This is a genomic window from Streptomyces sp. NPDC001714 (assembly GCF_042892755.1).
Lineage (GTDB): Bacteria > Actinomycetota > Actinomycetes > Streptomycetales > Streptomycetaceae > Streptomyces.
Map to the genome: position 1 here is coordinate 939,972 of NZ_JBIAUL010000001.1, position 26,220 is coordinate 966,191.

At 70.8% G+C, this 26,220-nt stretch carries 26 protein-coding genes and 2 tRNA genes; 19 read left to right on the forward strand and 9 right to left on the reverse strand.

Annotated features, from left to right (window positions below; all coding sequences use genetic code 11):
- Positions 1-61 precede the first annotated feature (61 nt).
- Positions 62-226, forward strand: coding sequence for a hypothetical protein (locus tag ACFY0P_RS04355; RefSeq protein WP_388907176.1), 165 nt, complete (start codon positions 62-64; stop codon positions 224-226).
- 60 nt (positions 227-286) lie between these two features.
- Entirely contained in the window at positions 287-1,384 is a 1,098-nt protein-coding gene (locus ACFY0P_RS04360) for a PDZ domain-containing protein (protein WP_388907178.1), read from the forward strand.
- 121 nt (positions 1,385-1,505) lie between these two features.
- Here the strand turns inward: ACFY0P_RS04360 and ACFY0P_RS04365 are convergent, their stop codons facing one another.
- Positions 1,506-2,048 (reverse strand): PPA1309 family protein, encoded by a 543-nt coding sequence (locus ACFY0P_RS04365; protein ID WP_388907181.1) that lies wholly within the window; start codon positions 2,046-2,048, stop codon positions 1,506-1,508.
- A gap of 186 nt (positions 2,049-2,234) precedes the next feature.
- On the opposite strand from ACFY0P_RS04365, the gene ACFY0P_RS04370 reads away from it, so the two are divergent.
- The 4 genes from ACFY0P_RS04370 to ACFY0P_RS04385 all read left to right on the forward strand — a co-directional run bounded on the left by ACFY0P_RS04370 (position 2,235) and on the right by ACFY0P_RS04385 (position 7,576).
- The gene (locus ACFY0P_RS04370) at positions 2,235-5,195 is read left to right on the forward strand and encodes a UPF0182 family protein (RefSeq protein WP_388907319.1); all 2,961 of its coding nucleotides are present in this window, start codon (positions 2,235-2,237) and stop codon (positions 5,193-5,195) included.
- Between the two features lie 54 nt (positions 5,196-5,249).
- A tRNA-Met gene (locus tag ACFY0P_RS04375) sits at positions 5,250-5,323 on the forward strand.
- A gap of 249 nt (positions 5,324-5,572) precedes the next feature.
- Positions 5,573-7,417 (forward strand): sel1 repeat family protein, encoded by a 1,845-nt coding sequence (locus ACFY0P_RS04380; RefSeq protein ID WP_388907183.1) that lies wholly within the window; start codon positions 5,573-5,575, stop codon positions 7,415-7,417.
- Between the two features lie 85 nt (positions 7,418-7,502).
- A tRNA-Met gene (locus ACFY0P_RS04385) sits at positions 7,503-7,576 on the forward strand.
- Between the two features lie 138 nt (positions 7,577-7,714).
- Here the strand turns inward: ACFY0P_RS04385 and ACFY0P_RS04390 are convergent.
- Complete coding sequence (locus ACFY0P_RS04390; RefSeq protein WP_388907184.1) at positions 7,715-8,134, reverse strand: Fur family transcriptional regulator; 420 nt, start codon at positions 8,132-8,134, stop codon at positions 7,715-7,717.
- Positions 8,135-8,259: 125 nt separating this feature from the next.
- Here ACFY0P_RS04390 and ACFY0P_RS04395 point away from each other — a divergent pair, with 125 nt between their 5' ends.
- The gene (locus ACFY0P_RS04395) at positions 8,260-8,415 is read left to right on the forward strand and encodes a hypothetical protein (RefSeq protein ID WP_388907330.1); all 156 of its coding nucleotides are present in this window, start codon (positions 8,260-8,262) and stop codon (positions 8,413-8,415) included.
- Positions 8,416-8,566: 151 nt separating this feature from the next.
- Here the strand turns inward: ACFY0P_RS04395 and ACFY0P_RS04400 are convergent, their stop codons facing one another.
- Together ACFY0P_RS04400 and hisN are read right to left on the reverse strand one after the other, a co-directional pair.
- The gene (locus ACFY0P_RS04400; RefSeq protein WP_294008774.1) at positions 8,567-8,959 is read right to left on the reverse strand and encodes a cyclic nucleotide-binding/CBS domain-containing protein; all 393 of its coding nucleotides are present in this window, start codon (positions 8,957-8,959) and stop codon (positions 8,567-8,569) included.
- A 192-nt stretch (positions 8,960-9,151) separates the two neighbouring features.
- Positions 9,152-9,952, reverse strand: a complete 801-nt coding sequence (gene hisN, locus ACFY0P_RS04405; RefSeq protein WP_388907188.1) for a histidinol-phosphatase — start codon at positions 9,950-9,952, stop codon at positions 9,152-9,154.
- Between the two features lie 220 nt (positions 9,953-10,172).
- On the opposite strand from hisN, the gene ACFY0P_RS04410 reads away from it, so the two are divergent.
- A complete protein-coding gene (locus ACFY0P_RS04410) occupies positions 10,173-10,775 on the forward strand; it encodes a TetR/AcrR family transcriptional regulator (RefSeq protein ID WP_388907321.1) in 603 nt (200 codons plus the stop codon).
- A 114-nt stretch (positions 10,776-10,889) separates the two neighbouring features.
- Here the strand turns inward: ACFY0P_RS04410 and ACFY0P_RS04415 are convergent, their stop codons facing one another.
- From ACFY0P_RS04415 to ACFY0P_RS04430, 4 genes are all read right to left on the reverse strand, one after another.
- Positions 10,890-11,213 (reverse strand): multidrug efflux SMR transporter, encoded by a 324-nt coding sequence (locus tag ACFY0P_RS04415; protein WP_093499187.1) that lies wholly within the window; start codon positions 11,211-11,213, stop codon positions 10,890-10,892.
- Between the two features lie 76 nt (positions 11,214-11,289).
- Positions 11,290-12,300 (reverse strand): ribosome small subunit-dependent GTPase A, encoded by a 1,011-nt coding sequence (gene rsgA, locus ACFY0P_RS04420; RefSeq protein ID WP_388907191.1) that lies wholly within the window; start codon positions 12,298-12,300, stop codon positions 11,290-11,292.
- An 11-nt stretch (positions 12,301-12,311) separates the two neighbouring features.
- Positions 12,312-13,640 (reverse strand): 3-phosphoshikimate 1-carboxyvinyltransferase, encoded by a 1,329-nt coding sequence (gene aroA / locus ACFY0P_RS04425; protein ID WP_388907194.1) that lies wholly within the window; start codon positions 13,638-13,640, stop codon positions 12,312-12,314.
- 186 nt (positions 13,641-13,826) lie between these two features.
- Positions 13,827-14,549: a M50 family metallopeptidase gene (locus ACFY0P_RS04430; RefSeq protein ID WP_388907196.1), complete on the reverse strand. Its 723-nt coding sequence runs from the start codon at positions 14,547-14,549 to the stop codon at positions 13,827-13,829.
- Between the two features lie 93 nt (positions 14,550-14,642).
- On the opposite strand from ACFY0P_RS04430, the gene ACFY0P_RS04435 reads away from it, so the two are divergent.
- From ACFY0P_RS04435 to ACFY0P_RS04480, 10 genes are all read left to right on the forward strand, one after another.
- Positions 14,643-15,458: an SOS response-associated peptidase gene (locus ACFY0P_RS04435; protein WP_388907198.1), complete on the forward strand. Its 816-nt coding sequence runs from the start codon at positions 14,643-14,645 to the stop codon at positions 15,456-15,458.
- A 9-nt stretch (positions 15,459-15,467) separates the two neighbouring features.
- The gene (locus ACFY0P_RS04440; protein WP_388907201.1) at positions 15,468-16,100 is read left to right on the forward strand and encodes an alpha/beta family hydrolase; all 633 of its coding nucleotides are present in this window, start codon (positions 15,468-15,470) and stop codon (positions 16,098-16,100) included.
- A gap of 256 nt (positions 16,101-16,356) precedes the next feature.
- On the forward strand, positions 16,357-17,040 hold the full coding sequence (gene sigR / locus ACFY0P_RS04445; protein WP_189267612.1) for an RNA polymerase sigma factor SigR: 684 nt from the start codon (positions 16,357-16,359) through the stop codon (positions 17,038-17,040).
- Positions 17,037-17,363: a mycothiol system anti-sigma-R factor gene (rsrA, locus tag ACFY0P_RS04450; protein WP_388907204.1), complete on the forward strand. Its 327-nt coding sequence runs from the start codon at positions 17,037-17,039 to the stop codon at positions 17,361-17,363. Before sigR ends, rsrA begins: the two co-directional genes overlap by 4 nt.
- 153 nt (positions 17,364-17,516) lie before the next feature.
- Complete coding sequence (locus ACFY0P_RS04455) at positions 17,517-18,941, forward strand: HD-GYP domain-containing protein (RefSeq protein WP_388907206.1); 1,425 nt, start codon at positions 17,517-17,519, stop codon at positions 18,939-18,941.
- A 125-nt stretch (positions 18,942-19,066) separates the two neighbouring features.
- Positions 19,067-20,278, forward strand: a complete 1,212-nt coding sequence (locus ACFY0P_RS04460) for an HD-GYP domain-containing protein (RefSeq protein WP_388907323.1) — start codon at positions 19,067-19,069, stop codon at positions 20,276-20,278.
- Between the two features lie 114 nt (positions 20,279-20,392).
- The gene (locus ACFY0P_RS04465; protein ID WP_388907326.1) at positions 20,393-21,373 is read left to right on the forward strand and encodes a tetratricopeptide repeat protein; all 981 of its coding nucleotides are present in this window, start codon (positions 20,393-20,395) and stop codon (positions 21,371-21,373) included.
- A gap of 128 nt (positions 21,374-21,501) precedes the next feature.
- The gene (def, locus tag ACFY0P_RS04470; RefSeq protein WP_388907208.1) at positions 21,502-22,152 is read left to right on the forward strand and encodes a peptide deformylase; all 651 of its coding nucleotides are present in this window, start codon (positions 21,502-21,504) and stop codon (positions 22,150-22,152) included.
- Positions 22,153-22,456: 304 nt separating this feature from the next.
- A complete protein-coding gene (gene cyc1 / locus ACFY0P_RS04475; RefSeq protein ID WP_388907328.1) occupies positions 22,457-23,542 on the forward strand; it encodes an epi-isozizaene synthase in 1,086 nt (361 codons plus the stop codon).
- Positions 23,539-24,918, forward strand: coding sequence for a cytochrome P450 (locus tag ACFY0P_RS04480; protein ID WP_388907210.1), 1,380 nt, complete (start codon positions 23,539-23,541; stop codon positions 24,916-24,918). Before cyc1 ends, ACFY0P_RS04480 begins: the two co-directional genes overlap by 4 nt.
- 39 nt (positions 24,919-24,957) lie before the next feature.
- Here ACFY0P_RS04480 and ACFY0P_RS04485 read toward each other — a convergent pair whose 3' ends face one another.
- Positions 24,958-25,923: a helix-turn-helix domain-containing protein gene (locus tag ACFY0P_RS04485; RefSeq protein WP_388907212.1), complete on the reverse strand. Its 966-nt coding sequence runs from the start codon at positions 25,921-25,923 to the stop codon at positions 24,958-24,960.
- 92 nt (positions 25,924-26,015) lie between these two features.
- On the opposite strand from ACFY0P_RS04485, the gene ACFY0P_RS04490 reads away from it, so the two are divergent.
- A complete protein-coding gene (locus ACFY0P_RS04490) occupies positions 26,016-26,210 on the forward strand; it encodes a hypothetical protein (RefSeq protein WP_388907215.1) in 195 nt (64 codons plus the stop codon).
- The last annotated feature ends 10 nt before the right edge of the window (positions 26,211-26,220 follow it).

The window sequence follows — 26,220 nt, forward strand, 5'->3', positions numbered from 1 at the left end:
GTGCGGGTGATTAATCTGCTGATCAGTCAGTCGCGGACGCTCATGGGGTTGGGAGGTCGGCATGGCGGCGCTCGTCTGGTTGGTGATTCCGCTTGTGGCGGCGGTCGGTGCCGGTCTGTGGGGCAGCTGGGCCAACCGGACCAGGAGAGCGCGCAGCGACGGGCCGGAACTCGACGGGTACGCACGCTTCCGCGAGGCCATGGAGAAGTCCCGCTCGGGCAGCTGAGACGGGTGCGACAGGTGGCCCTGACGGTGCGCTGACAGACCCGTCCCGTACTGTCTTCGCATGCCACGCCGCACCGCGACGATGCTCGCCTCCACTCTGATGCTGATCGCGCTCCTGTGCGCCGGAGTGCTCATCAACGTTCCGTACTCGGAGATGTCTCCCGGCCCGACCGTGAACACGCTCGGGGACCACGACGGCGAGCCGGTGCTGCAGATCTCCGGTCACAAGACCTATGCGACCTCCGGGCATCTGAACATGACCACGGTGAGGGTCACCAGTGCCGACTACAAGATGAACCTCGTCGAGGCCGTCTACGGGTGGCTCTCGCACGACACCAAGGTCGTGCCGCACGACACGCTCTACCCGGACGGAAAGACGGAGCAGCAGTCCACCCAGGAGAACGCCGAGGAGTTCAGCCAGTCCCAGGAGAGCGCGAAGGTCGCCGCCCTGAAGGAGCTGGGCGTCCCGGTGAAGTCCTGGGTGATCGTCTCCACGGTCCTCAAGGGTTCGCCGGCCGAGGGCAAGCTGCACGCCGGTGACGTGATCAAGGCCGTCGACGGCACGGTGGTCAAGCAGCCGACCGACGTCGCCACCCTGGTGACCAAGCACAAGCCCGGCCAGGACGTCGTCTTCACCGTGGTGCCCGCCAAGGAGCAGGCCGCCGCCGAGAAGGCGAACAAGACGGCCACCAAGACGGAGAAGGTCACCGTCACCACGACCACCTCCGACGACAGCGGCGAGAAGCGCGCCATCGTCGGGATCTCCGCCGGGACCGATCACACGTTCCCGTTCTCCATCGACATCAAGCTCGCCGATGTCGGCGGACCGAGCGCGGGGCTGATGTTCTCGCTCGGGATCTACGACAAGCTCACCCCGGGCAGCCTCACCGGCGGCAAGTTCGTCGCCGGCACCGGCACGATCGACGACGACGGCACGGTCGGCCCGATCGGCGGCATCTCGATGAAGACCATCGGCGCGCGCAGCAAGGGCGCCCAGTACTTCCTGACCCCGGCCGACAACTGCGCCGAGGCGGCCAAGGGCACCCCGAGCGGGCTCACCCTCGTCAAGGTGAAGACCATCGACGACGCCCTCGGCGCCCTCAAGGACATCCGCAGCGGAGACACCGGCGCCCTGCCGAAGTGCACCACCAAGGGCTGAGACGGCGTACACGGCCGGGGGCGCCCTTCCTGACGAGGGGCGCCCCCGGTGCCGTCCGGTGCGCCTTCCGGTGAGCCGTCCGGTGTGACGTCCGCGGCCGTCGGCCGCGGACGAGGCGGTCTCAGTCCTCGAACGTCGCCTTCAGCGCGTCCGCCAGGCCCGGCACCAGGTCGGGGCCGGTGAGGACCTCCGTCGGCGAGTCCTTCTCGCGCAGCCGTACCGCCGAGTCGCGGCTGCCGTCGCGCAGCACGGCGACCGTCATCCGGACCTCCTGACGGTCGGGATGGCTCGCCACCCACTTGGCCAGCCTGGCCTCGCTCAGCCCCTCGGGGACCTGGGACTCGGCGGACGGCGGCAGCATCAGCCGCTCCACCGTGAGCGCGCAGCCGACCACCGCGTCCGGCCAGGCGATGGTGCCCAGGAACTCGTCCAGCGCCTTGTCCGTTGGCACTTCGTCCTGCTCGATCGGGGTGAGACCGGTGGTCGCGGGCTCGTCCTCCAGACCGAGCTGGGCGGCGAGAGCCGGTTCCTGGGTCCGCAGCCGTGCGGTGTCGACGAGGGCGAAGAGGCGAGCGGGCTGGTCCCAGCCGAGGCCGGAGGTGTACTCGTCGATCTCGAGCACGGCCCGGGTGAGCGGGTTCGCTGCCATGGGAGTGTTGGACATGGTCACAATCCTGCCTCGTTCATGGCCGGAACCGGGAACCGAGTAAGCCGTGAGTAAGTTGCATAGGTGTGGCCCCGCGATCACGGGGGACATGTCCGGCCCGCGAACAAGAGGGCCTGACGCAACAACAGCGGATCAACAGCGGATCAAACAGCGAACTTCGAGGTGCGCACCTTGGCTTTCCAGATGCCGGACCGCGGCGGAGGCCCGACGGGGCCACGGATCAGAGCGACCGGACGTCCGTCCCGGCGGGTCCGGACCCTGCTCCTGACACTGGGCATCCTTGCCGTGCTCGGTATGGCGTTCACCATGTTCGCGGGATTCTGGACGGACTGGCTCTGGTACCGGTCGGTGCACTACTCCTCGGTGTTCACCACCACCCTGTGGACCAAGATCGGGCTGTTCTTCGTCTTCGGTCTGCTGATGGCCGCCGCCGTGGGCTTCAACATCTGGCTGGCGCACCGGCTGCGCCCCCCGCTGAGCGCCATGTCCATGGAGCAGCAGAGCCTCGACCGCTACCGGATGGGCATCGCGCCGTACAAGAAGTGGCTGCTGCTCGCGGTCACGGCGCTGGTCGGACTGATCGCCGGCGCGTCCGCGGCCGGCCAGTGGCGCACCTGGCTGATGTGGGTCAACGGCGTGCCCTTCCACCAGAAGGACCCGCAGTTCCACCTCGACGTCTCCTTCTACGCCTTCGACCTGCCCTGGTACCGCTTCCTGCTGGGCTTCGGCTTCGCCACCGCGATCCTCTCCCTGATCGCCGCCGCGCTCACCCACTACCTGTACGGCGGGCTGCGCGTCACCAGCCCCGGCGCGCGCGCCACCGGTGCCGCGACCGGCCACCTCTCGGTGCTGCTCGGCATCTTCGTCGCCCTCAAGGCGGTCGCCTACTGGCTCGACCGGTACGGACTGGCGGTGAAGTCCAGCGACTTCAAGGCCACCGACAACTGGACCGGCCTGAGATACGTCGACGCGAACGCGTATCTGCCGGCCAAGACGATCCTGTTCTGCATCGCGGTCATCTGCGCCCTGCTGTTCTTCGCCACCCTGTGGCGGCGCACCTGGCAGCTGCCCGTCATCGGCTTCGGCCTGATGGTCCTGTCCGCGATCCTCATCGGCGGCCTCTACCCGGCGATCGTCCAGAAGTTCCAGGTCCAGCCCAACGAGCAGGCCAAGGAAGCCCCGTACGTCCAGAAGAACCTCAAGGCGACCCGCGAGGCGTACGGCATCGACGACACCCAGGTCACCGAGTACACGGGCAAGAGCACCGCCACGGACAAGACCAAGCTCCGCGACGACGTCGACTCCACGGCGAGCATCCGGATCATGGACCCGAACATCGTGTCGCCCACGTTCCAGCAGCTCCAGCAGATGCGGAACTACTACGCTTTCCCGACCAATCTGGACGTTGACCGCTACACCAAGGACGGCAAGGCCCAGGACACCGTCATCGGGCTGCGCGAGCTGAACCTGGCCGGCATCCCGAAGAACAACTGGATCAACGACCACTTCCGCTACACCCACGGCTACGGCGTGGTCGCCGCCAAGGGCACCGAGGCCGACAACCAGGGCCAGCCGGTCTTCACCGAGTCCGACCTGCCGTCCTCGGGCGACCTGGGCACGTACCAGCAGCGCGTCTACTACGGCGAGAAGACGACCACGTACTCGATCGTCGGCGGTCCCCAGAAGGAGATCGACTACTCCGACAACAGCGGGGAGGAGACCACCAGCTACCAGGGCAAGAGCGGGGTCAGCCTCTCCAGCCCGATCAACCGGGCCGCGTACGCGGTGGCGTTCAACGAGCCGCAGATCCTCTACTCCGGCGCGATCGGCAAGGGCTCGCGGATCCTGTACAACCGCACGCCCAAGGAGCGCGTCGAGGCGGTCGCCCCCTGGCTGACCATCGACGGCGACGCCTACCCGGCCGTGGTGAAGGGCCGCATCCAGTGGATCGTCGACGCCTACACGACGTCGAACGGCTATCCCTACGCCTCCCGTACGACCCTCGGTGACACGACGGCCGACTCGCTGACCGCGACCAACAACTCCCGCGCCGTGGTCGCCCAGCAGAACCAGGTCAACTACATCCGCAACTCGGTGAAGGCGACCGTCGACGCGTACACCGGCGAGGTCAAGCTCTATCAGTGGGACACCGAGGACCCGGTGCTGAAGACCTGGATGAAGGCCTTCCCCGGCACGGTGCAGCCGAGGAGCGCCATCTCGCAGGACCTGATGGACCATCTCCGGTACCCGCAGGACCTGTTCAAGGTGCAGCGCGAGTTGCTCACCCGCTACCACGTGACGGACGCCCAGACGTTCCTGACCGGCAGCGAGGTGTGGCAGGTGCCCGACGACCCGACCAACAACTCGGGCGACGCGGTGCCGCCGTACTACCTGAGCATGAAGATGCCCGACCAGAGCGCGCAGGCGTTCTCGCTGTCGACGACGTTCACGCCCAACGGCCGGGACAACCTCAGTGCGTTCATGTCGGTCGACTCCGAGGCCGGTTCCAAGGACTACGGCAAGATCAGGATCCTGAGACTGCCGACCAGTACGACCGTCGACGGACCCAAACAGGTCCAGGGCAAGTTCAACTCCGAACAGGACATCGCCGCCGCCATCAAACTCCTCAAGGGCGGGGACTCCGACGTCGAGTACGGCAATCTGCTGACCGTGCCACTGGACGGGGGCCTGCTGTACGCGGAACCGGTCTACGTACGCGGTGCCGGGGTCAAGTACCCGTTCCTGCGCAAGGTGCTGGTGACCTACGAGGGCAGGACCGCCTTCGAGAACACCCTCGACGAGGCGCTGAACAAGGTGTTCGGGACGACCAGTTCGGACACGGGGTCCTCGGACACCGGGACGACCTCGCCGCCGACGTCGTCCGGCAACCCCACCGTCCAGGAGGCGCTGGACGATGCCCAGAAGGCCTTCGAGGCGGGCCAGGAGGCTCTGAAGAAGGGCGACTGGACGGCGTACGGCAAGGCGCAGGACGAGCTGCAGGACGCGCTCAAGCGGGCCGAGGAGGCGCAGTCCAAGGCCGGCAGGACCAGCGGCGGCGGCGCGACGGCGAGCAGCAGCCCGAGTCCGAGCCCGAGTGCGAGCGGCAGTCCGAGTCCCAGCGGGAGCTCCAGCCCGAGCGGATGACGCCAAGCTGGTGATCAAGCCCGCCCGCGCCGTGATACGGTTTCAACACAACGGCGCGGGGTGGAGCAGCTCGGTAGCTCGCTGGGCTCATAACCCAGAGGTCGCAGGTTCAAATCCTGTCCCCGCTACTGAAGTCGAAGGCCCGGATCCTCTTTGGATCCGGGCCTTCGCGTGTGTGGGCGGACGGATGGCCGGACCGCCCGCGGTGTCCGGACGGGCGGCGAACGCATGTACCGATGGACCGGGCCGCCGTGCCGCTGTGGGGAGTTGGCAGGGATGTGTTTGACTTGTCGTTCTGTGGGCATGTCGACAAAACGCTGAAGTGACCTCACGGTCTGCGGTATACGTGGTGTACCCAGGTTGCAGGTGGTGCGACGATGAACGTTATGGGGGACAAGGCAACTCTGTTCGAGACAGGGCGATTTGTGCAGCCTTCGGGCGAGGAGCCGACCCGCGACGAGGCCGCCGAGGCCGCTGAGGAGGCACGTCACCGGCTCCAGGCCGAGGCCGGTGACGTCGAGTCGATGAGTGTGCTCGGTGCCATGCTGCTGCGCCGTGGCGACCTCGACGGAGCCGAGCCGCGGCTGCGCGCGGCCACCGCCGCCGGTGACCGGGCCGCCGCCAACAACCTCGGTGTCCTGCTGCACCAGCGCGGCTACCCCGAGGAGGCCGCCGGCTGGTGGCGGATCGCCGCCGTCGCCGGATCCGCGGCCGCCGCCCACGCGCTGGGCCGCCACCACCGCGAACGCGGCGACGAACCCGCGGCCGAGTACTGGCTGCGCCAGTCCGCCGAACAGGGCCACGCGCTGGGCGCCTACGCACTGGCCGACCTGCTGGAGCACCGGGGGGACACGGACGCCGGACAGTGGATGCGGGCCGCGGCCGAGCGGGGGCACCGCGAGGCGGCGTACCGGCTGGCGCGCGCGCTCGACCGCAGAGCGGCCGTGAGCGAGGGCGAGACCGGGTCCGGCAACGGTGTCGACACGGAGAGCTCGGCCGGGTCGGCCCCGGACGCCGACGAGGCCGAGCAGTGGTACCGGCAGGCCGCCGCCCGTGGCCACCGGCGGGCCGCGCTGCACCTCGGCGCGATCCTGGAGAAGCGCGGCGAGCTCAAGGAGGCCGGGCGCTGGTACCTGACCTCCGCCAAGGACGGCGAGGCCCGGGCCGCCTGCGCGCTGGGCTTCCTGCTGCGCGACGCCGGTGACACCGAGAGCGCCGCCGTGTGGTGGCTGCGGGCCGCGCAGGACGGCGACGGCAACGCGGCCAACGCGCTCGGCGCGCTGCACGCCGAGCGCGGCGAGACGCAGACCGCCGAGCGCTGGTACCGGGCGGCGATGGACGCCGGTGACGACAACGGGGCGTACAACCTCGGGCTGCTCTGCGCCGAGCAGGGGCGGACCGCGCAGGCCGAGCAGTGGTACCGGCGGGCCGCGTACGCCGGGCACCGCGAGGCCGCGAACGCGCTCGCCATCCTGCTGCTCCAGGTCGGCGACACGAGCGGCGCCGAGCCGTGGTTCTCCAAGGCCGCGGAGGCGGGGAGCGTGGACGCCGCCTTCAACCTCGGGATCCTCTACGCCGGACGTGGCGAGGACCGGGTCGCGCTGCGCTGCTACGAGCAGGCGGCCGCCGCCGGGCACACGGAGGCGGCTCTGCAGGTGGGCATCGCACGCCTCCGGGAGGGCGACGAGGCGGCCGCCGAGCGCCATCTGCGGTGCGCGGCGGGCGGAGGCAGTGCCGAGGCCGCCTACCGGCTCGCCGCCGTGCTGGACGCGCGCCGGCCGGCGGTGTCCGAGCACGAGCTCGGGGAGTCGTCCCTGAACGTGAAGACCGAGTGCGAGGAGTGGTACGAGCGGGCCGCCACGCAGGGGCACCGGCGCGCCCAGGTGCGGGTCGGGATGCTGGCCGCCGCACGCGGCGACGTGGTGGAGGCGGCGCGCTGGTACCGGACGGCGGCCGAGGCCGGGTCGCGCAACGGCGCGTTCAATCTCGGGCTGCTGCTGGCCCGGGAGGGCAGCGAGCCGGAGGCGGCCGTGTGGTGGGAGCGGGCCGCCGACGCGGGGCACGGACGGGCGGCGTTGCGGCTCGCCCTGGTCTACGCGCGTCGGGGCGAGCTGGCGGTGGGACAGCGGTGGGCCGACCGGGCGGTGGCGCTGGGTCCTGCGGAGGTGACCGAGCGGGCGGGACGGCTCCGGGACGCCCTGCGGGAGGAGCTGTCGGCGTAGGCCGATGCGTTTCCGCAGGTCAGGGCGGCTGATCGGTATTGATTTGCTTCTGCGCGCGTCCCTCACGTAATGTTGCGTTCATCGACGCGGGGTGGAGCAGCTCGGTAGCTCGCTGGGCTCATAACCCAGAGGTCGCAGGTTCAAATCCTGTCCCCGCTACTGAAGGCCGAGGGCCGGAGTCCGGAAAACGGACTCCGGCCCTCGGTGTTTGCGTCCGGGTGTCCCGGAAGCCCGCAGGGCAAGACGTAGGCCCCGGCACTCATCAAGAGTGCCGGGGCCTACGGGAACGTTCGTTCGTCAGACGGCCGCCGCGCAGTCCGGGCAGAGGCCGCGGTACGTCACCTCGACGTCGGAGACCGTGAAGCCGAACCGCTCCGAGGTGGGCAGGTCGGCCATCGGGTTGCCGGTCGGGTGGACGTCGCGGATCGAGCCGCAGCGGGCGCAGACCAGGTGATGGTGCGGCCGGTGCGCGTTCGGGTCGTACCGCTTGGCGCGCTTGTCCGTCGAGACCTCGAGGACCTCGCCGAGCGAGACCAGCTCACCCAGCGTGTTGTAGACGGTCGCCCGGGAGATCTCGGGCAGCTTGACGACGGCCCTGGCGTGGACCTCGTCGGCCGTCAGATGGACGTGCTCGCCGTCGAGTACCTCGGCCACGACGCGTCGCTGCGCGGTCATCCGCCATCCGCGTCCACGCAGCCGTTCCAGAAGGTCACTCATGGCATTCAGCCTAACAGCAGGGGCCCCCTTTTCCGAACAGGTGTGACTTTGGAACCCTGCTCGACTTGGACTTAGTCCAACGTGGGATCGAGTTCGGGGCCGGCAAAGCGACAGGAATAGTGGGTATGGCGCAGGAGACAGGTGTGGCGCAGGGGCCGCTGACCGCGGAGGCGGGCGCGCCGGTGGCCGAGCAGGAGCGGCTGATCGAGAACCTGGCCGGCTTCATCGCCAGGGTGTCGCGCGACGACATCGCCGAGCGCGCGATCGGCACCTTCCGTTAGGCCGACGAAGACTTCGGCAAGCGGCTGGAGGCCCGCAGTCCAGGCCCTCCGTGGCTGACCGTCCAGTACCCGTACCGGACCGCTTGTCGTGGGTGGGCGGGCCGGATCCCCGGGAGGTCGGGGTCCGGCCCGTTCGGCTTGTCCGGAGACGCTAGACGGGTTCCGGCGCGCGGGCCGGGGCCCAGCAGCGGATGATGTCGCGGACCGAGACGATGCCGGCCGGTTCGCCGCCGTCCAGGACGATCAGATGACGGAAGCCGCCGTGGGCCATCGCCCGGGCCGCCTCCTCCAGCGTCCAGGTCGGGGTGGCGAACACGACGTCGTTGGTGGTGTGGGCGTGGATGGGCTCCGTGTCCGGGTTCTGGCCGAGGCCCACGGAGTTGAGGATGTCGCGTTCGGTGAGGATCCCGATGCCGCCTGCGTCCGGGTCGTGGACGATCGCCGCGCCCACGCGGCGCGCGGACATCAGGGCGGCTGCCTGGCGGAGGGTGTGGGCGGGGCCGACGGTGAGGACCACCGTGCTCATGGCGTCACGGACGAGCATGAAAGTGCCACCTCCTAGGGAAATCGCCGGGATAGTTCAGCGATTCACAAATGCACAAGTGAGGGTTCTCTCAGGGTGGCAGGTAAAGCAGGGGTCAACAAGGGGGTGCGTGCAGCCAATTGAGGGCGCACGCGCTCATATGTGAGGGTGGCTGTGAGTCTGTTCGGGCCCGTTGTGCCTCAGAAGACCGTTTCAGTAACGCTGGGTGAGGTACGACAGCAGCTCGTCGTGGAGCAGGCCGTTGGACGCGGCCGCGTTGCCGCTGTGCGGGCCCGGACGGCCGTCGAGACCGGTGAAGGTGCCGCCGGCCTCCGTCACCACGATCGCGTTGGCCGCCATGTCCCACAGGGACAGCTCCGGCTCGGCGCAGATGTCCACGGACCCTTCGGCGACCATCATGTACGGCCAGAAGTCGCCGTACGCGCGCGTGCGCCACACCTCGCGGGTGAGGTCCAGGAAGCCGTTCAGCTGCCCGCGCTCCTCCCAGCCGCTGAGCGAGGAGTACGCGAAGGACGCATCGGCCAGTTTCGAGACCTTGGAGACGTGCAGGCGGGTCGCCGAGGACAGGCTGCGGCCGGTGAAGGCGCCGTGGCCCTTCGCGGCCCACCAGCGGCGGCCGAGCGCGGGGGCCGAGACCAGGCCGACGACCGGCTGGTAGCCGCCCTCGGCCGCCTCCGTCAGGGAGATCAGGGTCGCCCAGACCGGGACGCCGCGTACGTAGTTCTTGGTGCCGTCGATCGGGTCGACCACCCAGCGGCGCGGGCCGGTGCCCTCGATGCCGTACTCCTCGCCGAGGATCGCGTCCCGCGGGCGGGCGCGCTGCAACTGCCCGCGGATCAGCTCCTCGGCGGCCTTGTCCGCCTCGCTCACCGGGGTCATGTCCGGTTTCGTCTCGACCTTGAGATCGAGAGCCTTGAAGCGGGCCATGGTCACGGCGTCGGCCGCGTCCGCGAGCACGTGGGCGAGACGCAGGTCATCGTGGTAGTCCGGCATGTGACGAACGGTATCTGCAGGGGTGGGGGCGGGGCTACAAGGGGAGGCCGGGCGATGCCGGCAAGTGATCGGGCGGTGACCTCCGTTGCTCTGCGGTACGCCCGTGGCACGCCCGCGCGTGTTGGCCGAAGGGCGCCCCCCAGTGCCTTCGCGAACCCTTGACAGTCGATTCGTGCGCGTCAAATCTGGGCGCAGAGTCGCTCGCCCCAGGGAGGCGATGATGCCTGCAGCCCGGGAATCCCTTCTGGACGCCGCGTACGCGGCGCTCGCGCGTCGGCCGTGGGCTGCCGTGCGGATGGTCGACGTGGCCGCGGCGGCCGGGGTGTCCCGGCAGACGCTGTACAACGAGTTCGGCAGCAAGGAAGGCCTGGCGCGGGCGCTGGTGCGCAGGGAGGCCGACGGCTATCTCGCCGGGGTGGAGCGGGCGTTGGCGAGCCATGCCGAGGTGCGGGAGCGCCTTACGGCGACGGCCGAGTGGATGGCGGTGGCGGCTCGGGACAACGTGCTGGTGCGGGCGATGCTCACGGGGTGCTGGAGCGAGCGCTTGCCGTCGCCGACGTTGTCCGCGGTGCCGTCCTCCTCGGCGGTGCCGGCGCAGCGGAGGGCGGACGGGCCGTTGCCTTCTCCCGGGGACTTCGTGCAGATCGTGCGGGATCGGGCGGTGACGGTGCTTTCCGGGGCGGGGGCCGTGAGGGGGAACGGTGAGCTGGCCCGGTCGTGCGAGCTGGTGGTGCGGCTCGCGTTGTCGTGTGTCGCGGCGCCGCCGGGGGAGGGTGGGGTGGCGGAGCTGGTGCGCGGGGCGCTTTATCGGCAGCCGGTGTGAAGGAGACAGGGGTGGTGCGGGTCGTGGGTATCCGCGGGCGGGTGGTGGCGGGTCGCGCAGTTCCTCCCCCAGCCTTCGGCCGGGGGTACCCCCAGCGCCCCCTCGGGGCGCGTTTCAGTGGGCGGAGCCCGACAGCTGAAGGCCGATCACGCCCGCGATCACCAGGCTGATGGAGATGATCTTCAGGGTGGAGACCAGGTCGCCGAGGAAGACCATGCCGTAGATCGCCGTGCCCGCCGCGCCGATTCCGGTCCAGACCGCGTAGGCCGGGCCCACGTCCAGCTTCTTCAGGGACAGGGTCAGCAGGCCGAAGCTGCCCAGGGCGAAGGACGCGAAGGCTATCGTCGGCCATAGTCGCGTGAAGCCGTGGGAGAGCTTGAGGCACACGGCGAAGCCGGTCTCCAGGATCCCGGCCACGATCACCAGCAGCCACGCCATGTGCTGTCCTCCCGTATGTCCAGCTCGGTGCGATTATGCACTTACCGAACTCCGGTCATGACAAACACCCCGGTGGTCAGTCGCCCTCCTTGCGGTCCCGGGTCGCCAGCAGCCGCCGCAGCGAGTAGAGGCGGGCCGGGTCCGCGTGGCCCTCGGCGACCCACTCGTCCAGCGCGCAGTCCGGCTCGTCGTGGCTGCACGCGCGCGGGCAGTTCGCGGTGCCGGGCTCCAGGTCGGGGAAGGCGTGGATCACGCGGGACGGGTCGATGTGGGCCAGCCCGAAGGAGCGGACGCCCGGGGTGTCGACGACCCAGCCCTTGTCGTCGGGGAGCGGGAGGGCCAGGGCCGACGTCGTGGTGTGGCGGCCGCGGCCGGTCACCGCGTTGACGTGACCGGTCGTACGCCGGCGGTCCGCCGCGACCAGTGCGTTCACCAGCGTGGTCTTGCCGACGCCCGAGTGGCCGACGAACGCCGTGATCTTGCCGTCGAGATGGTCCTGGACCCGGCGGACCGCCTCCCCCGCCGCCAGCTCCTCGCGGCTCGTGACCACGTACGGGATCTCCAGGTCGCCGTACAGCTCCAGAAGCTTGTCCGGCGGGGCCAGGTCCGACTTGGTCATGACCAGCAGGGGGGTGAGACCGCCGTCGTAGGCCGCCACCAGGCAGCGGTCGATCAGGCGGGGGCGGGGCTCGGGGTCGGCCAGGGCGGTGACGATGGCCAGCTGGTCGGCGTTGGCGACGACCACGCGCTCGAACGGGTCGTCGTCATCGGCGGTGCGCCGGAGCACGGACGAGCGGCCCTCGATGCGCACGATCCGGGCGAGGGTGTCCTTCTTGCCGGACAGGTCGCCGACCAGGGCCACCCGGTCACCGACCACCGCCGCCTTGCGGCCCAGCTCGCGGGCCTTCATCGCCAGGATCGTCCGGTCCTCGACCAGACAGGTCAGCCGCCCCCGGTCGACGGTGAGGACCATCCCCTCGGCCGCGTCCTCGTGCTTGGGGCGGATGTTGGTCCGCGGCCGGTTGCCCTTGCGGTTGGGGCGGGCGCGGATGTCGTCCTCGTCGGTGTGCTTGCCGTAGCGGCGCATGTCGTACGCCCCTACGCCCCGTCGCTCTCGAGCATCCCGGTCCACAGGTCGGGGAAGTCCGGCAGGGTTTTCGCCGTCGTCGCCACGTTCTCGATCTGTACGTCGGCCACGGCGAGGCCGATGATCGCGCCGGCCGTCGCCATGCGGTGGTCGTCATAGGTGTGGAAGACGCCGCCGTGCAGTGGGCGCGGGCGGATGCGCAGGCCGTCGGCGGTCTCCGTGACGTCGCCGCCGAGCTCGTTGATCTCCTTGGTGAGCGCGGCCAGCCGGTCCGTCTCGTGCAGCCGCAGGTGGGCGACCCCGCGCAGGGTGGAGGGGGTGTCCGCGAGGGCGGCGACCGCCGCGATGCCGGGGGTCAGCTCGCCGACGTCACCCAGGTCGACATCGATGCCGTGGATCCGGCCGGAACCGGTGAACTCCAGGCCGTACTCGGTCAGTTCGCAGGAACCGCCCATCTCGGTGAAGATCTCGCGCAGCCGGTCACCCGGCTGGGTCGTCCGGGACGGCCAGTCCGGGATCACGACCCGGCCGCCCGTCACCAGGGCCGCGGCGAGGAAGGGCTGGGCGTTCGACAGGTCCGGCTCGACGGTCAGGTCGCGGCCCAGCAGGGCGCCGGGCGTCACCCGCCAGACGTTCGGCTCGCCGCCCGACTCCGGGGTGTCCACCTGGGCGCCGACCGCGCGCAGCATGTCCACCGTCATGCGGATGTGCGGAAGGGAGGGGAGGGTCGCCCCGGTGTGGCGGACCTCCACGCCCTGGTTGAAGCGCGGGCCGGACAGGAGGAGGGCCGACACGAACTGGGAGGACGAGGAGGCGTCGACGGCCACCGTGCCGCCGTCCAGGGCACCGCTGCCGTGGACGGTGAGGGGGAGCGCGCCGCGGCCGTCGTCGTCGATGCGGGCGCCGAGGACGCGCAGGGCGTCGATCACACCGTGCAGGGGGCGCTCGTACGAACGGGGGTCGCCGTCGAAGCGGATGTCGCCTGCGGCGAGGGTGGCGACGGGCGGGAGGAACCGCATCACGGTGCCGGCGTTGCCGACGTCGACGGTGGCGGGGCCGCGGAAACCTGCGGGGAGCACCCGCCAGGCCTCGCCGGAGCCGTCGGGGCCGACGCCCTCGTCGATGCCGACGCCCATCGCGCGCAGGGCGCCGGCCATCAGCAGGGTGTCGCGGGAACGGAGGGGTCGGCGCAGCCAGCCGGGTTCGGAGGCGAGGGCGGCGAGGACGAGGGCGCGGTTGGTGACCGACTTGGACCCGGGCACGTGAACCGTCGCGTCGACGGCTCCGCGCGCGTGGGGGGCGGGCCAGAGGGCGGTTGGTGCGGTGGGGTTTGCGGCCATGGGGTCACTTTAGTGGCAGGGGGAGGTATCAGCCGGTGGGCGGGCGGCCCGGTGGGCGGGCGCGGCGCCGCTTCGCGGAGAGGCCGGTGGGCGGGTGCGGCGCCGTGGGGACTGGTCGCGCCCGCGCGGCGGAGCCGCACATCGGACACAGCCCCGCGCCCCTGACGCCTGTCCCTTCGGAGCGCGTCATACCTCCAGCAGCCAGCGCCCCCCGCCGATCAGGGAGCACAGTGACACCGTGTGGAACAGGAACAGCCATACGCCCGCCGGGAGATGGGTCAGTCTCGACAATTGGTCCGCGTCCGAGTCGCCCGCGCCGCCCCGGGAGCGCTTCGCCTGGAGTTCGAAGGCCGGGCGGACTCCGCCGAGCAGCAGGAACCACACGACGGCGTACGCGAACGCCGCCTGCACCTGCGGTCCGGCCAGCCAGGACACCAGCAGGAACGTGCCGCCGGTCAGGAACACCGTCAGGACGCCGTACGCGTTGCGGATCATCACCAGCATCACGACGAGCAGGGCCGTGGCCAGCCAGAGCAGAAGGGTGATGCGGCCGGCGCCGAGGAGGGCCGCGCCGCCGAGGCCCAGCAGCGGGGGAGCCGTGTAGCCGGCCGCCGCCGTGAGGATCATGCCGATGCCGTGCGGCTTGCCCCGGCTGAGCGTGAGGCCGCTGGTGTCGGAGTGCAGCCGGATGCCGGTCAGCCGGCGGCCGGTGAGCAGGGCGGTCAGGCCGTGGCCGCCCTCGTGGGCGATGGTGATGGCGTTGCGGGATATCCGCCACAGGTTGTGCGGGACGACCACCGCGAGCGCGGCGGCCAGGGTCGCGAGCACCACCCACAGATCGGGATCGGACTGGGTGCCCGTCAGACGGTCCCAGAGGTCGGGCAGCGCGAGGGCGGCGGTGCTGTCCATGGTCTGGCGGTTACTCCCTCTGCTCTGTCGAAAAGGTGTCCGTCGCCGGCGGGTGGTGGTCGGGCGGCGGGCGGGCCTGGCAGTGTTGCACGTATGTGCGGACGGTATGCATCGAGTCGTGGGCCCGAGGATCTCGCAGGAATCTTTGAAATAGAGAAGTGGGAGCCCGAGGAGACCCTGGAGCCCGACTACAACGTGGCTCCGACCAAGGAGGTCTACGCCGTCCTCGACCGTCCGGTGAAAGACGCCGACGACCCCCGTCCGGTTCGCCAGCTGCGCAAGCTGAAGTGGGGGCTCGTGCCCTCCTGGGCCAAGACGCCCGAGGGCGGCGCCCGGATGATCAACGCGCGGGCCGAGACCGTGCACGAGAAGCCGTCGTACCGCCGTGCCTTCGCCGCCCGCCGCTGCATCCTGCCCGCCGACGGCTACTACGAGTGGGTCACCGCCCCGGAGGAGCGGGACCTGGAGGTCGAGGGGAAGAAGAAGCGGCCGCGCAAGCAGCCGTACTTCGTGCTCCCCGCCGACGGCTCGGTGTTCGCGATGGCCGGGCTGTACGAGTTCTGGCGGGACCGGACGCTGCCCGACGAGCATCCGCTGGCCTGGTGGGTGACGTGCTCGGTGATCACCACGGAGGCGGAGACCTCGCCGCTGGCCGTGGCGCCCGCCGAGGGGCCGCGGTCGCTGCACGACATCCATCCCCGGATGCCGCTGATGCTGACGCCCGACCGGTGGGACGCCTGGCTCGACCCGGCCCGGACGGACGTCGAGGACCTGCGCTCGCTGCTGGCCCCGCCGCCGGAGGGCCTGATGCGGGCCTACCCGGTCTCCACGGCGGTCAGCAACGTCCGCAACAACAGCCCGGAGCTGCTGAAGGAGCTGGAGGGGCCCGAGGAGGGCACACTCTTCTAACCTTCTGGCGTGACTACGTCGAAGATCGTCGGTACGGAGGCGGGGAACGCCCGCATCACCTGGCACGAGGCGGACAAGGCGCGGCTCGTGCTCGCCGTAGGCCATGGGGCGGGCGGGGGCGTCGAGGCGCGGGATCTGCAGGCGATCGCGGCGGTCCTGCCGGAGCACGGCGTGACCGTCGCACTCGTCGAGCAGCCCTGGCGGGTCGCCGGGAAGAAGGTCGCGCCCGCACCGAAGACGCTCGACGTCGGTTGGCGCGGGGTGTGGCCCGCGCTCGCCGCGCCGGGGCTGCCGGTGGTGTCCGGCGGGCGCAGCGCCGGGGCCCGGGTCGCCTGCCGTACGGCGACGGAGCTGGGGGCGGTCGGCGTCCTGGCGCTGAGCTTTCCGCTGCACCCGCCGGGGAAGCCGGAGAAGTCGCGGGCCGGGGAACTGCTCGGGGCCGGGGTGCCCACGCTCGTCGTGCAGGGCGGGAACGACCCGTTCGGGAAGCCGGCCGAGTTCCCGGAGGGGGAGTACGAACTCGTCGAGGTGCCGGGCGCCGATCACGGGTTCGCGGTGCCCAAAAGGGCGGAGATGGATCCGGAACAGGCAGTGACCATCATCACGGACGCGGTCGCCGCATGGACCGCGGCACTCGGGTGACGGCCGGGAATGTTGCGCGACGGACCACTGTTGAGGCGGACAGAAGTGCTGGGACACCAGCGCCGACGCCGAAGGAGAGGAAGTCCGCCGCATGGGTTCGACCATCTGCCCGAGCCGTAGCAGCAGCGCTGACCTGGACTGGACGGTGCTGCACGCGGCCAAGACCGCTCCTATTCGAGCGGCGGCAGGCACGGGTCGTGTTCTATCCTCCGAGACGAGTGGGATCGGCTTTGGTCCTGCCCGGGATCTTGAGGAGGTGGGTCCGGTCACCGGTACCGACGCAGGGACCGACAACGGCCAGGCGGAGCTGCCCGAGGGCCAGGGCGTCAGCGCGGAGTCGACCTCGGAGCGCACCGCGCGCTTCGAGCGGGACGCGCTCGAATTCCTCGACCAGATGTACTCGGCCGCGCTGCGCATGACGCGCAACCCCGCCGACGCCGAGGACCTGGTGCAGGAGACGTACGCCAAGGCGTACGCGTCCTTCCACCAGTTCCGTGAGGGCACCAACCTCAAGGCCTGGCTGTACCGCATTCTCACCAACACCTTCATCAACTCGTACCGCAAGAAGCAGCGCGAACCCCAGCGCTCCGCGGCCGAGGAGATCGAGGACTGGCAGCTCGCCCGCGCCGAGTCGCACATGTCGACCGGTCTGCGTTCCGCGGAGTCGCAGGCGCTCGACCACCTGCCCGACTCGGACGTGAAGGAAGCGCTGCAGGCGATCCCCGAGGAATTCCGCATCGCCGTCTACCTCGCCGACGTAGAGGGCTTTGCCTACAAGGAGATCGCGGACATCATGGGGACACCCATCGGTACGGTGATGTCCCGGCTGCACCGGGGCCGCCGTCAACTGCGCGGCATGCTGGAGGACTACGCGCGCGAGCGCGGGCTCGTCCCGGCCGGCGCCGGAGAGTCGAACGAAGCGAAAGGCTCGGGCTCATGAGCTGCGGAGAGCCGCACGAGACGGACTGCAGTGAGGTACTCGATCATCTGTACGAGTTCCTCGACAGCGAGGTGCCGGACGTCGATCGCGTCAAGTTCAAGCAGCACTTCGACGAGTGCTCCCCCTGCCTGGAGAAGTACGGGCTGGAGGAGGCTGTGAAGAAGCTGGTCAAGCGGTGCTGCGGGCATGACGACGTGCCCACCGACCTGCGGGCCAAGGTGCTGGGGAGGCTTGACCTGATCCGCTCCGGCCAGGCCGTCCCGGACCGCGACGTCACGGCTGTCCGGGCCGCCCAGCCCGCACAGGTCACGCCGGAGAGCTGACCGCGGCGGCGCCGCCCGCAGGCGGCGCCGAATCGTCCCGCCCCGGTGTCCCGTCACCCGAACGTGCTAATCCTCCGGTCATAAGCCCCGGGACCCGCCGATTCCCGCTCTAGGCTCCGGAGCCTGGACAGGCATGGTCGGGGGAGGGGCGAGATGGAGGCGGTCCCGGTACGGGTACGCGCGTACGTGACCTGCGTCGCCCTCGCCGCCCTGCTGTGTCTGCTGCCGCTGCCCGGTCCGTGTACGCCCTGGTGGGCCGTCGCCCTCCTCGCCGCGCTGTACGCGGCCTGCGAGCACGTCGTACGGCGCCGGCTCGGTGGCACCTTCTACCCGGTGCTGCTCGCCGGTGCCTTCCTGCTGCCGCCGGCGGCCGCCGCGCTCGTAGCGCTGCCGGGTGCGCTGCTCTTACGTGCCGAGCAACGCCCGCAGGCGCTGCGCAGGACCTGGCGGGCCGCCGAGCTGGCGCTCGCCGTGTGGGGCGCGGGGCGTGTGCACGGGGCGCTGGGCGGGCGGGACTCGGTGGTGGGCTGCGACTTCCCGTACGCGCTGCTGCCCTGCGGCGCCGCCGTGCTGGCCTTCTGCGCGGTTCTCGCCCTGCTGGACGGCGGGATCCTCGCGGTCGCCATGGGGGCACCTGCCACGCCTTTCGGGCAGCGGGGGAGGGTTCCGGTACGCCGGGCCTGGCGCGGCCTGCTGTCCCGCTCCCTCGCCCCGGTCGGGGTGCACGGGCTGGCCGGGCTGATGATGGCCGTGCTCTGGCGCAGCCCCTACGGTCCCGTCGCCGCCCTGCTCGTCCTGCTGCCGATGTGCGTGTCCTGGTGGGTGTTCGCCCAGTACCACCGCGAGCGCGCCGCCCACCAGGCCACCATCCGCGCGCTCGTCCAGGCCGTCGACATCAAGGACGGGTACACCCGCGGGCACAGCGAGCGGGTCGGACAGGCCTCCGTGCTGATCGCGCGTGAACTGGGCATGGACGACGACCGGGTGGAGGTGCTCCGCTTCGCCGGCATCCTCCACGACGTCGGAAAGCTGGGCGTCCCCACCCGGCTCCTCCGCAAGAACGGGCCGCTGACCCCGGAGGAACGGCGGATCATCGAACTGCACCCCGAGTACGGCCACGAGATGGTGCGCGGGATCTCCTTCCTGGGGGAGGCCCGCGCGGCGATCCTCCACCACCACGAGCGCATCGACGGCAGCGGCTACCCCTACGGACTGGCGGGCAGCCAGATCCCGGAGTCCGCCCGCGTGGTGGCCGTCGCCGACGCCTTCGACGCGATGACGTCGACGCGCTCCTACAGCCGGGCCAGACCGGTGGCGGTCGCCGTGGCGGAGTTACGGCGGTGCGCGGGGCGGCACTTCGACGCGGGGATCGTCGACGCCCTGGCGCGGGCGCTGGCCAGAGACGGCTGGCACCCCGCGGTCACCGCCGACGTCCAGCCGGCGGACCCGGCCGATCCGGCCGATCCGGTGGACCCGGTGGACCCGGCCGACCCGGTGGGCCCGGTGGGCCCGGCCGACCCGGCAGCCTCCGGCCCGCCGAGCGGGGACCGCGAGAGCATCGGGCGAGGTGCCCGGTGACGTCCGGGGCTCCGGCGTTCGCCCCGGAAGGACCGGCGGGCAGCGGCAACGCGAGCGGCAGCGCAAGCGGCTTCGCCGCTCCGGCGGCGGCCCTTCGCTCCCGCCGCCCCGCCGCGCTCGGCTGCATCCGTCTCGCCGCCCTGCTGCTCGCCCTCGGCTGTTTCGCCGGCACCCTCTGGGAAGGCCTCGACGACCGTGGCGTCGCCCTCGCCTTCGGCGTGCTCGTCGGCATCGGGGAGTGGGCCCGGTGGACCGGCGCCGAGGTGCGGGAGGCCGCCCCGCTCGGGGCCGCCGGCGGGCTCGCCTACGCCCTGCTCGGCGCCGATGCCGGGGCCGCAACGCACGACGGGGCCTTCCAGGTCGTCACCGTCGTCTGCGCGGCCTCGCTGCTCGGCAACGTCCCGCACATAGCCGACGGACGGCGGCCCACCCTCGACCACCTCACCCGCCGCGTCCTCACCGTCGGCTTCGCCGCCGTCTGCTTCCAACCCCTCTACAGCAGGGGCGCGTTGGAGCAGTTGGGCGGACCGGCGTACGCGCTGCTGCTCGTCGCGCTCCTCGTGCTCACCGCGCTGTGCGACGCCGTGCTCGCCGCCGCGCAGGCCCACTCGAGGACAGGCTGGCCGTTCGGGCCGCTGCTGCGGGACGAGCTGCGCGGGCTGCTCGGCATCGGGTCCGCCGTCTGCGCCACCGGGGCCGTGATGGCGCTGGCCGTCGCCGTCGTCGGGCTGTGGGCGCTGCCCGTGTTCTGCCTGCCCCTCCTCCTCACCCAGCTGTCCCTGCGCCGGTACGCGGCCGTCCGGGCCACCTACCGGCAGACCATCGCCTCCCTCGCCCGCGCCACCGAGATAGCGGGGTACACGCCCGCCGGGCACGCCCGCCGGGTCGCCACGCTGAGCCAGGCCGTCGGGCGGGACCTGGGGCTGTCCGCGACGGAGCTCACCGTGCTGGGGTACGCGGCGCTCATGCACGACATCGGCCAGCTCAGCCTCGTCGACCCGGTGCCCGCCGGTGCCACCGCCGGACTGCCGGTGGCGGAGCAGCGGCGGATAGCCCTGCTCGGCGGGGCCGTCGTACGGCAGACCGGGGTGGACGCGGCGGTCGCCGTGATCGTGGAGCGGCAGGCCGACCCGTACCGGGAGCAGCCGGTCGCCGCGCGGATCGTGCGGGCCGTCAACGCGTACGAGGAGAAGACCCGGGATTCCGGGCCCGGCGGGCCGCTGACGGCGCTGGAGGAGTTACGGCTGGCCACCGCCGGGGACTACGCTCCGGAGGTTGTGGAGTCCCTGGCCCGCGTGCTCTCCAGAGACTGTCTGACCTTGCGCGCGGCTGGGTAACCCATGGGTAATGAGCGGCCCTCCCGTCGTACGTGGTTGGATGCGAGGGAGAGGGTGATGTCCGGGGGCACAAGCCAGCCCACTGTGCGGAACTGGAACTGGCAGGCGGGAATCGTGAGGATCTTCGGCAAGGGACGGCACCGGCCCTCCGCCTCCTGGCGGCAGGCCACCGACCGCGCGTTCACGCTGATCGGCGACGGCCGGTACGAGGACGCGGGCGAGCTGCTGACGCGCGCCGCCGACCTGGAACCCTGGCTGTCGGAGTCCTGGTTCAACCTCGCCCTGCTGCACAAGTTCCGGCACGACTGGGAGCAGGCGCGGGCGGCCGGGCTGCGGGCGGTGGCCCTCCTCGACCGGGAGACCGGGGCGCCCGACTGGTGGAACGTGGGCATCGCGGCGACCGCGCTGCAGGACTGGCCGCTGGCCCGGCGGGCCTGGCAGGCGTACGGGCTGCGGGTGCCGGGCGGCGCCACCGTCTCCGGTGAGCCGGACGGCATGGACCTGGGCAGTGCCGCCGTACGGCTGTCCCCGGAGGGGGAGGCCGAGGTGGTGTGGGGGCGGCGCCTTGACCCCGCCCGGATCGAGGTGCAGTCCATTCCGCTTCCCTCGTCCGGGCGGCGCTGGGGCGAGGTCGTGCTCCACGACGGGGTGCCGCACGGCGAGCGGACCACGGCGACCGGGCACGCGTACCCCGTCTTCGACGAGATCGAGCTGTGGGCGCCGTCGCCGGTGCCGACCTGGGTGGTGCTGCTGGAGGCGGCGACGGAGGCGGACCGGGACGCGCTGGAGCAGCTGGCGGGGGACGCCGGGTTCGCGGCGGAGGACTGGTCGTCCTCGGTGCGGTTGCTGTGCCGGATGTGCTCCGAGTCGCGGATGCCGTCGGACGAGGGCGACGGGGTGCATCTCGATCCCCACGACCACAGTGAGCCGGGGCATCCGGGGCCGCTCGGGCACCGGACCGACGGGCAGCTGTGGGTGCCGGAGCGGGAGTGCGGGGTGGCTGCGCCGGCTTCGCTGGTGAGGGGGTTGCTGGACGGGTGGGTTGCGGACAGCCCTGATTCCAGGGATTGGCGGGATTTGGAAGAGGTCTGCTGAGCGCCGTTCGTCGGGTGCGGGCCGGTGGGGGCTTGTCGCGTAGTTCCCCGCGCCCCTGAAGGGGCGCGTCCACGTACCCTGTATCAGCAACATCAACCCCGTTTTACCTAGGAAGGCTTACCGCGGTCATGGCCCAGCAGGACACCGATCAGCAGCACGCGGGCGTGCTCCCCGTGGATGACGAGGGGTTCGTCGTCGACACCGAGGGGACCGAGGAGCGCGAGAACGCCTGGCGTGAGCGGGGGACGTCGCGGCCCATCACCGTCGTCGGGAACCCGGTGCTGCACAAGGAGTGCAGGGACGTCACCGAGTTCGGGGCGGAGCTGGACCAGCTCGTCGCCGACATGTTCGCGAGCCAGCGGACCGCCGAGGGCGTCGGCCTCGCCGCCAACCAGATCGGTGTCGACCTGAAGGTCTTCGTCTACGACTGCCAGGACGACGAGGGCGTCCGGCACGTCGGTGTGGTGTGCAACCCGAAGCTGGTCGACCTGCCCGCCGACAAGCGGCGGCTGGACGACAGCAACGAGGGGTGCCTGTCGGTGCCCACCGCCTACGCCCCGCTCGCCCGGCCCGACTACGCCGAGGTCACCGGGCAGGACGAGAAGGGCAACCCGATCAAGGTGCGCGGCACCGGCTACTTCGCCCGGTGTTTGCAGCACGAGACCGACCACCTGTACGGCTACCTGTACATCGACCGGCTCTCCAAGCGCGAGCGCAAGGACGCGCTGCGGCAGATGGCGGAGAACGAGCCACGCTACCCCGTGGTCGCCAACGACTGATACCCAGGGAACGCTGCAGGACAGTTGTGACGCCTGGTCGGGCCCGCCCCGACCAGGCGTTCGTCATGTTCGGTCAGACTCGCTCGTCTGTGCGTCGTACATTCGATCCTTTGTGCACCCCTAGCGATCCTTAATCAGTCACGCAAGGGGAGATTCTCGGCACTGTGGGGTAGTGAGTGAAGCAAATCCGTTCCCAGACCGGTCAGTTGTGGTGCTGAATGGGGACTGCGGGGATACGCAACGGCGCACGCCCGGCACAGCGGGAGGGGCGTGCGCACCTGGCTCGGCTGAGAGGGGTTTGTTCGTGCATGCTTTCTCACACAGCACCACATCGACGCCGACGGCGGTCGCGGTTCCACCGCAACTCGCCCTCCCGGTGATCGAGGCCGAGTTTCCCCGGCAACTGCATCCGTATTGGCCACGGCTACAGGAGAAGACCCGCCTCTGGCTGCTGGAAAAGCGGCTGATGCCGGCGGACAAGGTGCGGGAATATGCCGATGGTCTTTGCTACACCGACCTCATGGCGGGGTACTACCTGGGCGCCTCCGACGAGGTCATCCAGGCGATATGCGACTACAGCGCCTGGTTCTTCGTCTGGGACGACCGGCACGACCGTGACGTCGTGCACGGCAGGTCGGCCCAGTGGCGGCGGCTGCGGTTCCGGCTGCACGCGGCCCTCGACGCGCCCCTGCACCATCTGCACCACCCGGACACCTTGGTCGCGGGGTTCGCGGACAGCATCGCGCGGCTGTACACGTTCCTGCCGGCGACCTGGAGCCGGCGGTTCGCCCGGCACTTCCACGAGGTGATCGAGGCCTACGACCGCGAGTTCCGCAACCGCACCTCGGGATACGTTCCCGGGGTCGAGGAATACCTGGCCCTGCGGCGCCTCACCTTCGCCCACTGGATATGGACGGACCTGCTGGAACCGAGCGCGGGAACCGAACTCCCGGACGCCGTGAGGGAAAACCCGGCATACCGCCGGCCGGCGCTGCTCAGCCAGGAATTCGCCGCCTGGTACAATGACCTCTGCTCGCTGCCGAAGGAAATAGCGGGCGACGAGGTGCACAATCTCGGAATCAGTCTCGTCACCCATGAGGGAATGAGCCTGGAACAGGCCGTCGAGGAAGTCAGGCGACGCGTCGAGGAATGCGTCAGCGAATTCCTGGTCGCCGAGCGGACCGCACTGCGGTTCGCCGACGAACTCGACGACGGCACCGTGCGCGGAAAAGAACTCGGCGCCGCCGTCACGGCCTGCGTCGGCAATATGCGGAACTGGTTCAGCTCGGTCTACTGGTTCCACCACGAATCCGGCCGTTACATGGTCGACAGCTGGGACGACCGGTCCACGCCCCCGTACGTCAACAACGAAGCGGCAGGTGAGAAATGACCGTCGAGTCCGTGAAGCCCGCGACCGCGGAGGCTTCCGAACACACCGAACTGCGCGTACCGCCCCTGGCCGGCGGCGGGGTGCCGATACTCGGGCACGGCTGGCGGCTGGTCCGCGACCCGCTGGCCTTCATGTCCCGACTGCGCGCCCACGGCGACGTGGTGCGCCTCAGGCTCGGCCCCAAGGAGGTGTACGCCGTCACCACCCCGGAGCTCACCGGCGCGCTCGCCCTGAACCCCGACTTCATCATCGCCGGCCCGCTGTGGGAGTCCCTGGAAGGACTGCTCGGCAAGGAGGGCGTCGCCACCGCCAACGGCCCCCGTCACCGGCGCCAACGCCGCACCATCCAGCCCGCGTTCAACCTCTCCGCGATCCCCGACTACGGGCCGGTCATGGAGGAGGAGGCCCATGCGCTGACCGAACGCTGGCAGCCCGGTGCCACCGTCGACTGCACCTCGGAGTCCTTCCGGGTCGCCGTCCGCATCGCCGCCCGCTGCCTGCTGCGCGGCGAGTACATGGACGAGCGCGCGGAGCGGCTCAGCGTCGACCTCGCGAGCGTCTTCCGCGGTATGTACCGGCGGATGGTCGTACCACTCGGCCCGCTGTACCGGCTGCCGTTGCCGGCCAACCGCGAATTCAACCGGGCGCTGGCCGATTTGCATCTCCTCGTCGACGAGATCGTCGCCGAGCGCCGGGCATCTGGTCAAAAGCCGGACGATTTGCTGACGGCATTGCTCGCGGCGCAGGACGAGAATGGCGACCCCATCGGGGAACAGGAGATCCACGACCAGGTGGTCGCGATACTGACCCCCGGCAGCGAAACAGTCGCCTCCACGATCATGTGGCTGCTCCAGGTCCTCGCCGAACACCCGGAACACGCCGAGAAGGTACGGACCGAGGTCGAATCCGTGACAGGTGGTCAGCCGGTTGGTTTTGAGCACGTGCGCCGGCTCACGCACACCAACAATGTCGTCGTCGAGGCGATGCGTTTGCGGCCGGCCGTATGGATATTGACGCGGCGGGCCAAGGCCGACACCGAGCTCGGCGGCTATCGCATTCCCGCCGGGGCCGACATCGTCTACAGCCCCTACGCCATCCAGCGCGATCCCCACTCGTACCCGGGGCACCTCGACTTCGACCCGGACCGCTGGCTGCCGGAGCGGGCGAAGGACGTGCCCAAGTACGCCATGAGCCCCTTCAGCGTCGGCAACCGCAAGTGCCCCAGCGACCACTTCTCCATGGCGCAGCTCAGCCTGATCACGGCGGCGCTGTGCGCCAAGTACCGCTTCGAACAGGTCGCCGGGTCGGACGACACCACCCGGGTGGGCATCACCCTGCGCCCGCACCGGCTGCTGCTCGCACCCGTGCCCTGGTGACCTGCCGACCGGTGGGTCACGCCTGATACCGGCGCGCGCTCAGGCGGCCTCCGGGCCCCGGAACGCGCGCCGGTAGGCGTTCGGCGTCGTCCCCAGCGACTTGACGAACTGGTGCCGCAGCGCGGCCGCCGTCCCGAACCCGGTCCGGCCGGCGATGGCGTCCATCGTCTCGTCCGTCCCCTCCAGCAACTCCTGTGCCAGCAGCACCCGTTGCCGCAGGATCCAGCGGTACGGCGTGGTGCCGGTCTCCTGCTGGAAGCGGCGGGCGAAGGTGCGCGGGGCCATCAGGGCGCGGGCGGCCAGCTGCTCGACGGTGACCTCCTCGTCGAGGTGCTCCGTCATCCAGGCCAGCACCCCGCCGACCGTGTCGCAGGGGCCCTCCGGCAGCGGGCGCTCGATGTACTGGGCCTGACCGCCGTCCCGGTGCGGGGGCACCACCATCCGCCGGGCGATCTTCGTGGCGACCTCCGGGCCCTGCTCCTTGCGCACGATGTGCAGGCAGGCGTCGATGCCGGCCGAGGTACCCGCCGAGGTGATCACCGGGTCCTCGTCGACGTACAGCACGTCCGGCTCGACCCGGGTCCGCGGGAAGCGGCGGGCCAGCAGGTCCGCGTGCCGCCAGTGCACGGCGCACCGGCGTCCGTCCAGCAGCCCGGCGGCGCCTAGCACGAAGACGCCGGAGCAGACGCTGAGCACCCTGGCCCCCCGGTCCACCGCCCGGCGGAGGGCGGCGAGCAACTCAGGGGGATACTCCCGCGCGATGTTGGCGTCCGAGGCCGGCACCGCGATCAGATCGGCCTCCTCCAGGCGGTCGATGCCGTACGGGGTGGAGACGGTGAGCCCGGGCACGTGGGTGCCGAGTGCCGGTCCCTCCGCCGAGACCACCGCGAAGTCGTACACCGGGAGCCCCTCGTCGGAGCGGTCGAGGCCGAAGACCTCGCAGACCACCCCGAGCTCGAAGGGGTGCACACCGTCGAGAAGCACCGTGGCCACGTTCGTCAGCATGCTGCCAGTGTGCCTCGCCGCTGGCAGTAATTCGAGGGTGTGTGGCAGTGCTGCCACTCACGGTAAGGAGTATCGAGCGCCACAGTGGTGTCATGAACGGAAACCAGATCGAAGGTCTCATCGGAATGGTCCTGGTCCTCGGCATCCTGGTCCTCATGGCCCTCCCGTCCGTGCTCGGCATCCTGCGCGACAGGCGCGTCGACCGGCAGATCAGGGAGGCGCGGCGGACCGCGGAAGCCGGCCGCGGCCGGGAAGCCCACCGCCGCGGAAGGTCCCTGATCGCTTAGCCTCTCCTGG

Coding starts and splice junctions, on each gene's coding strand:
- rsgA (WP_388907191.1), bottom strand. CDS start 12,300: ATGCGCCGCTACGGCAAGCACACCGACGAGGACGACATCCGCGCCCGC.
- ACFY0P_RS04395 (WP_388907330.1), top strand. CDS start 8,260: ATGGCGCAGGAGACAGGTGTGGCGCAGGGGCCGCTGACCGCGGAGGCG.
- hisN (WP_388907188.1), bottom strand. CDS start 9,952: ATGCCGGACTACCACGATGACCTGCGTCTCGCCCACGTGCTCGCGGAC.
- ACFY0P_RS04435 (WP_388907198.1), top strand. CDS start 14,643: ATGTGCGGACGGTATGCATCGAGTCGTGGGCCCGAGGATCTCGCAGGA.
- ACFY0P_RS04390 (WP_388907184.1), bottom strand. CDS start 8,134: ATGAGTGACCTTCTGGAACGGCTGCGTGGACGCGGATGGCGGATGACC.
- ACFY0P_RS04365 (WP_388907181.1), bottom strand. CDS start 2,048: ATGTCCAACACTCCCATGGCAGCGAACCCGCTCACCCGGGCCGTGCTC.
- aroA (WP_388907194.1), bottom strand. CDS start 13,640: ATGGCCGCAAACCCCACCGCACCAACCGCCCTCTGGCCCGCCCCCCAC.
- ACFY0P_RS04490 (WP_388907215.1), top strand. CDS start 26,016: ATGAACGGAAACCAGATCGAAGGTCTCATCGGAATGGTCCTGGTCCTC.
- def (WP_388907208.1), top strand. CDS start 21,502: ATGGCCCAGCAGGACACCGATCAGCAGCACGCGGGCGTGCTCCCCGTG.
- ACFY0P_RS04455 (WP_388907206.1), top strand. CDS start 17,517: ATGGAGGCGGTCCCGGTACGGGTACGCGCGTACGTGACCTGCGTCGCC.
- ACFY0P_RS04480 (WP_388907210.1), top strand. CDS start 23,539: ATGACCGTCGAGTCCGTGAAGCCCGCGACCGCGGAGGCTTCCGAACAC.
- ACFY0P_RS04400 (WP_294008774.1), bottom strand. CDS start 8,959: ATGCTCGTCCGTGACGCCATGAGCACGGTGGTCCTCACCGTCGGCCCC.
- ACFY0P_RS04355 (WP_388907176.1), top strand. CDS start 62: ATGGCGGCGCTCGTCTGGTTGGTGATTCCGCTTGTGGCGGCGGTCGGT.
- ACFY0P_RS04410 (WP_388907321.1), top strand. CDS start 10,173: ATGCCTGCAGCCCGGGAATCCCTTCTGGACGCCGCGTACGCGGCGCTC.
- ACFY0P_RS04430 (WP_388907196.1), bottom strand. CDS start 14,549: ATGGACAGCACCGCCGCCCTCGCGCTGCCCGACCTCTGGGACCGTCTG.
- ACFY0P_RS04415 (WP_093499187.1), bottom strand. CDS start 11,213: ATGGCGTGGCTGCTGGTGATCGTGGCCGGGATCCTGGAGACCGGCTTC.
- ACFY0P_RS04485 (WP_388907212.1), bottom strand. CDS start 25,923: ATGCTGACGAACGTGGCCACGGTGCTTCTCGACGGTGTGCACCCCTTC.
- ACFY0P_RS04360 (WP_388907178.1), top strand. CDS start 287: ATGCCACGCCGCACCGCGACGATGCTCGCCTCCACTCTGATGCTGATC.
- ACFY0P_RS04380 (WP_388907183.1), top strand. CDS start 5,573: ATGAACGTTATGGGGGACAAGGCAACTCTGTTCGAGACAGGGCGATTT.
- ACFY0P_RS04370 (WP_388907319.1), top strand. CDS start 2,235: ATGCCGGACCGCGGCGGAGGCCCGACGGGGCCACGGATCAGAGCGACC.
- rsrA (WP_388907204.1), top strand. CDS start 17,037: ATGAGCTGCGGAGAGCCGCACGAGACGGACTGCAGTGAGGTACTCGAT.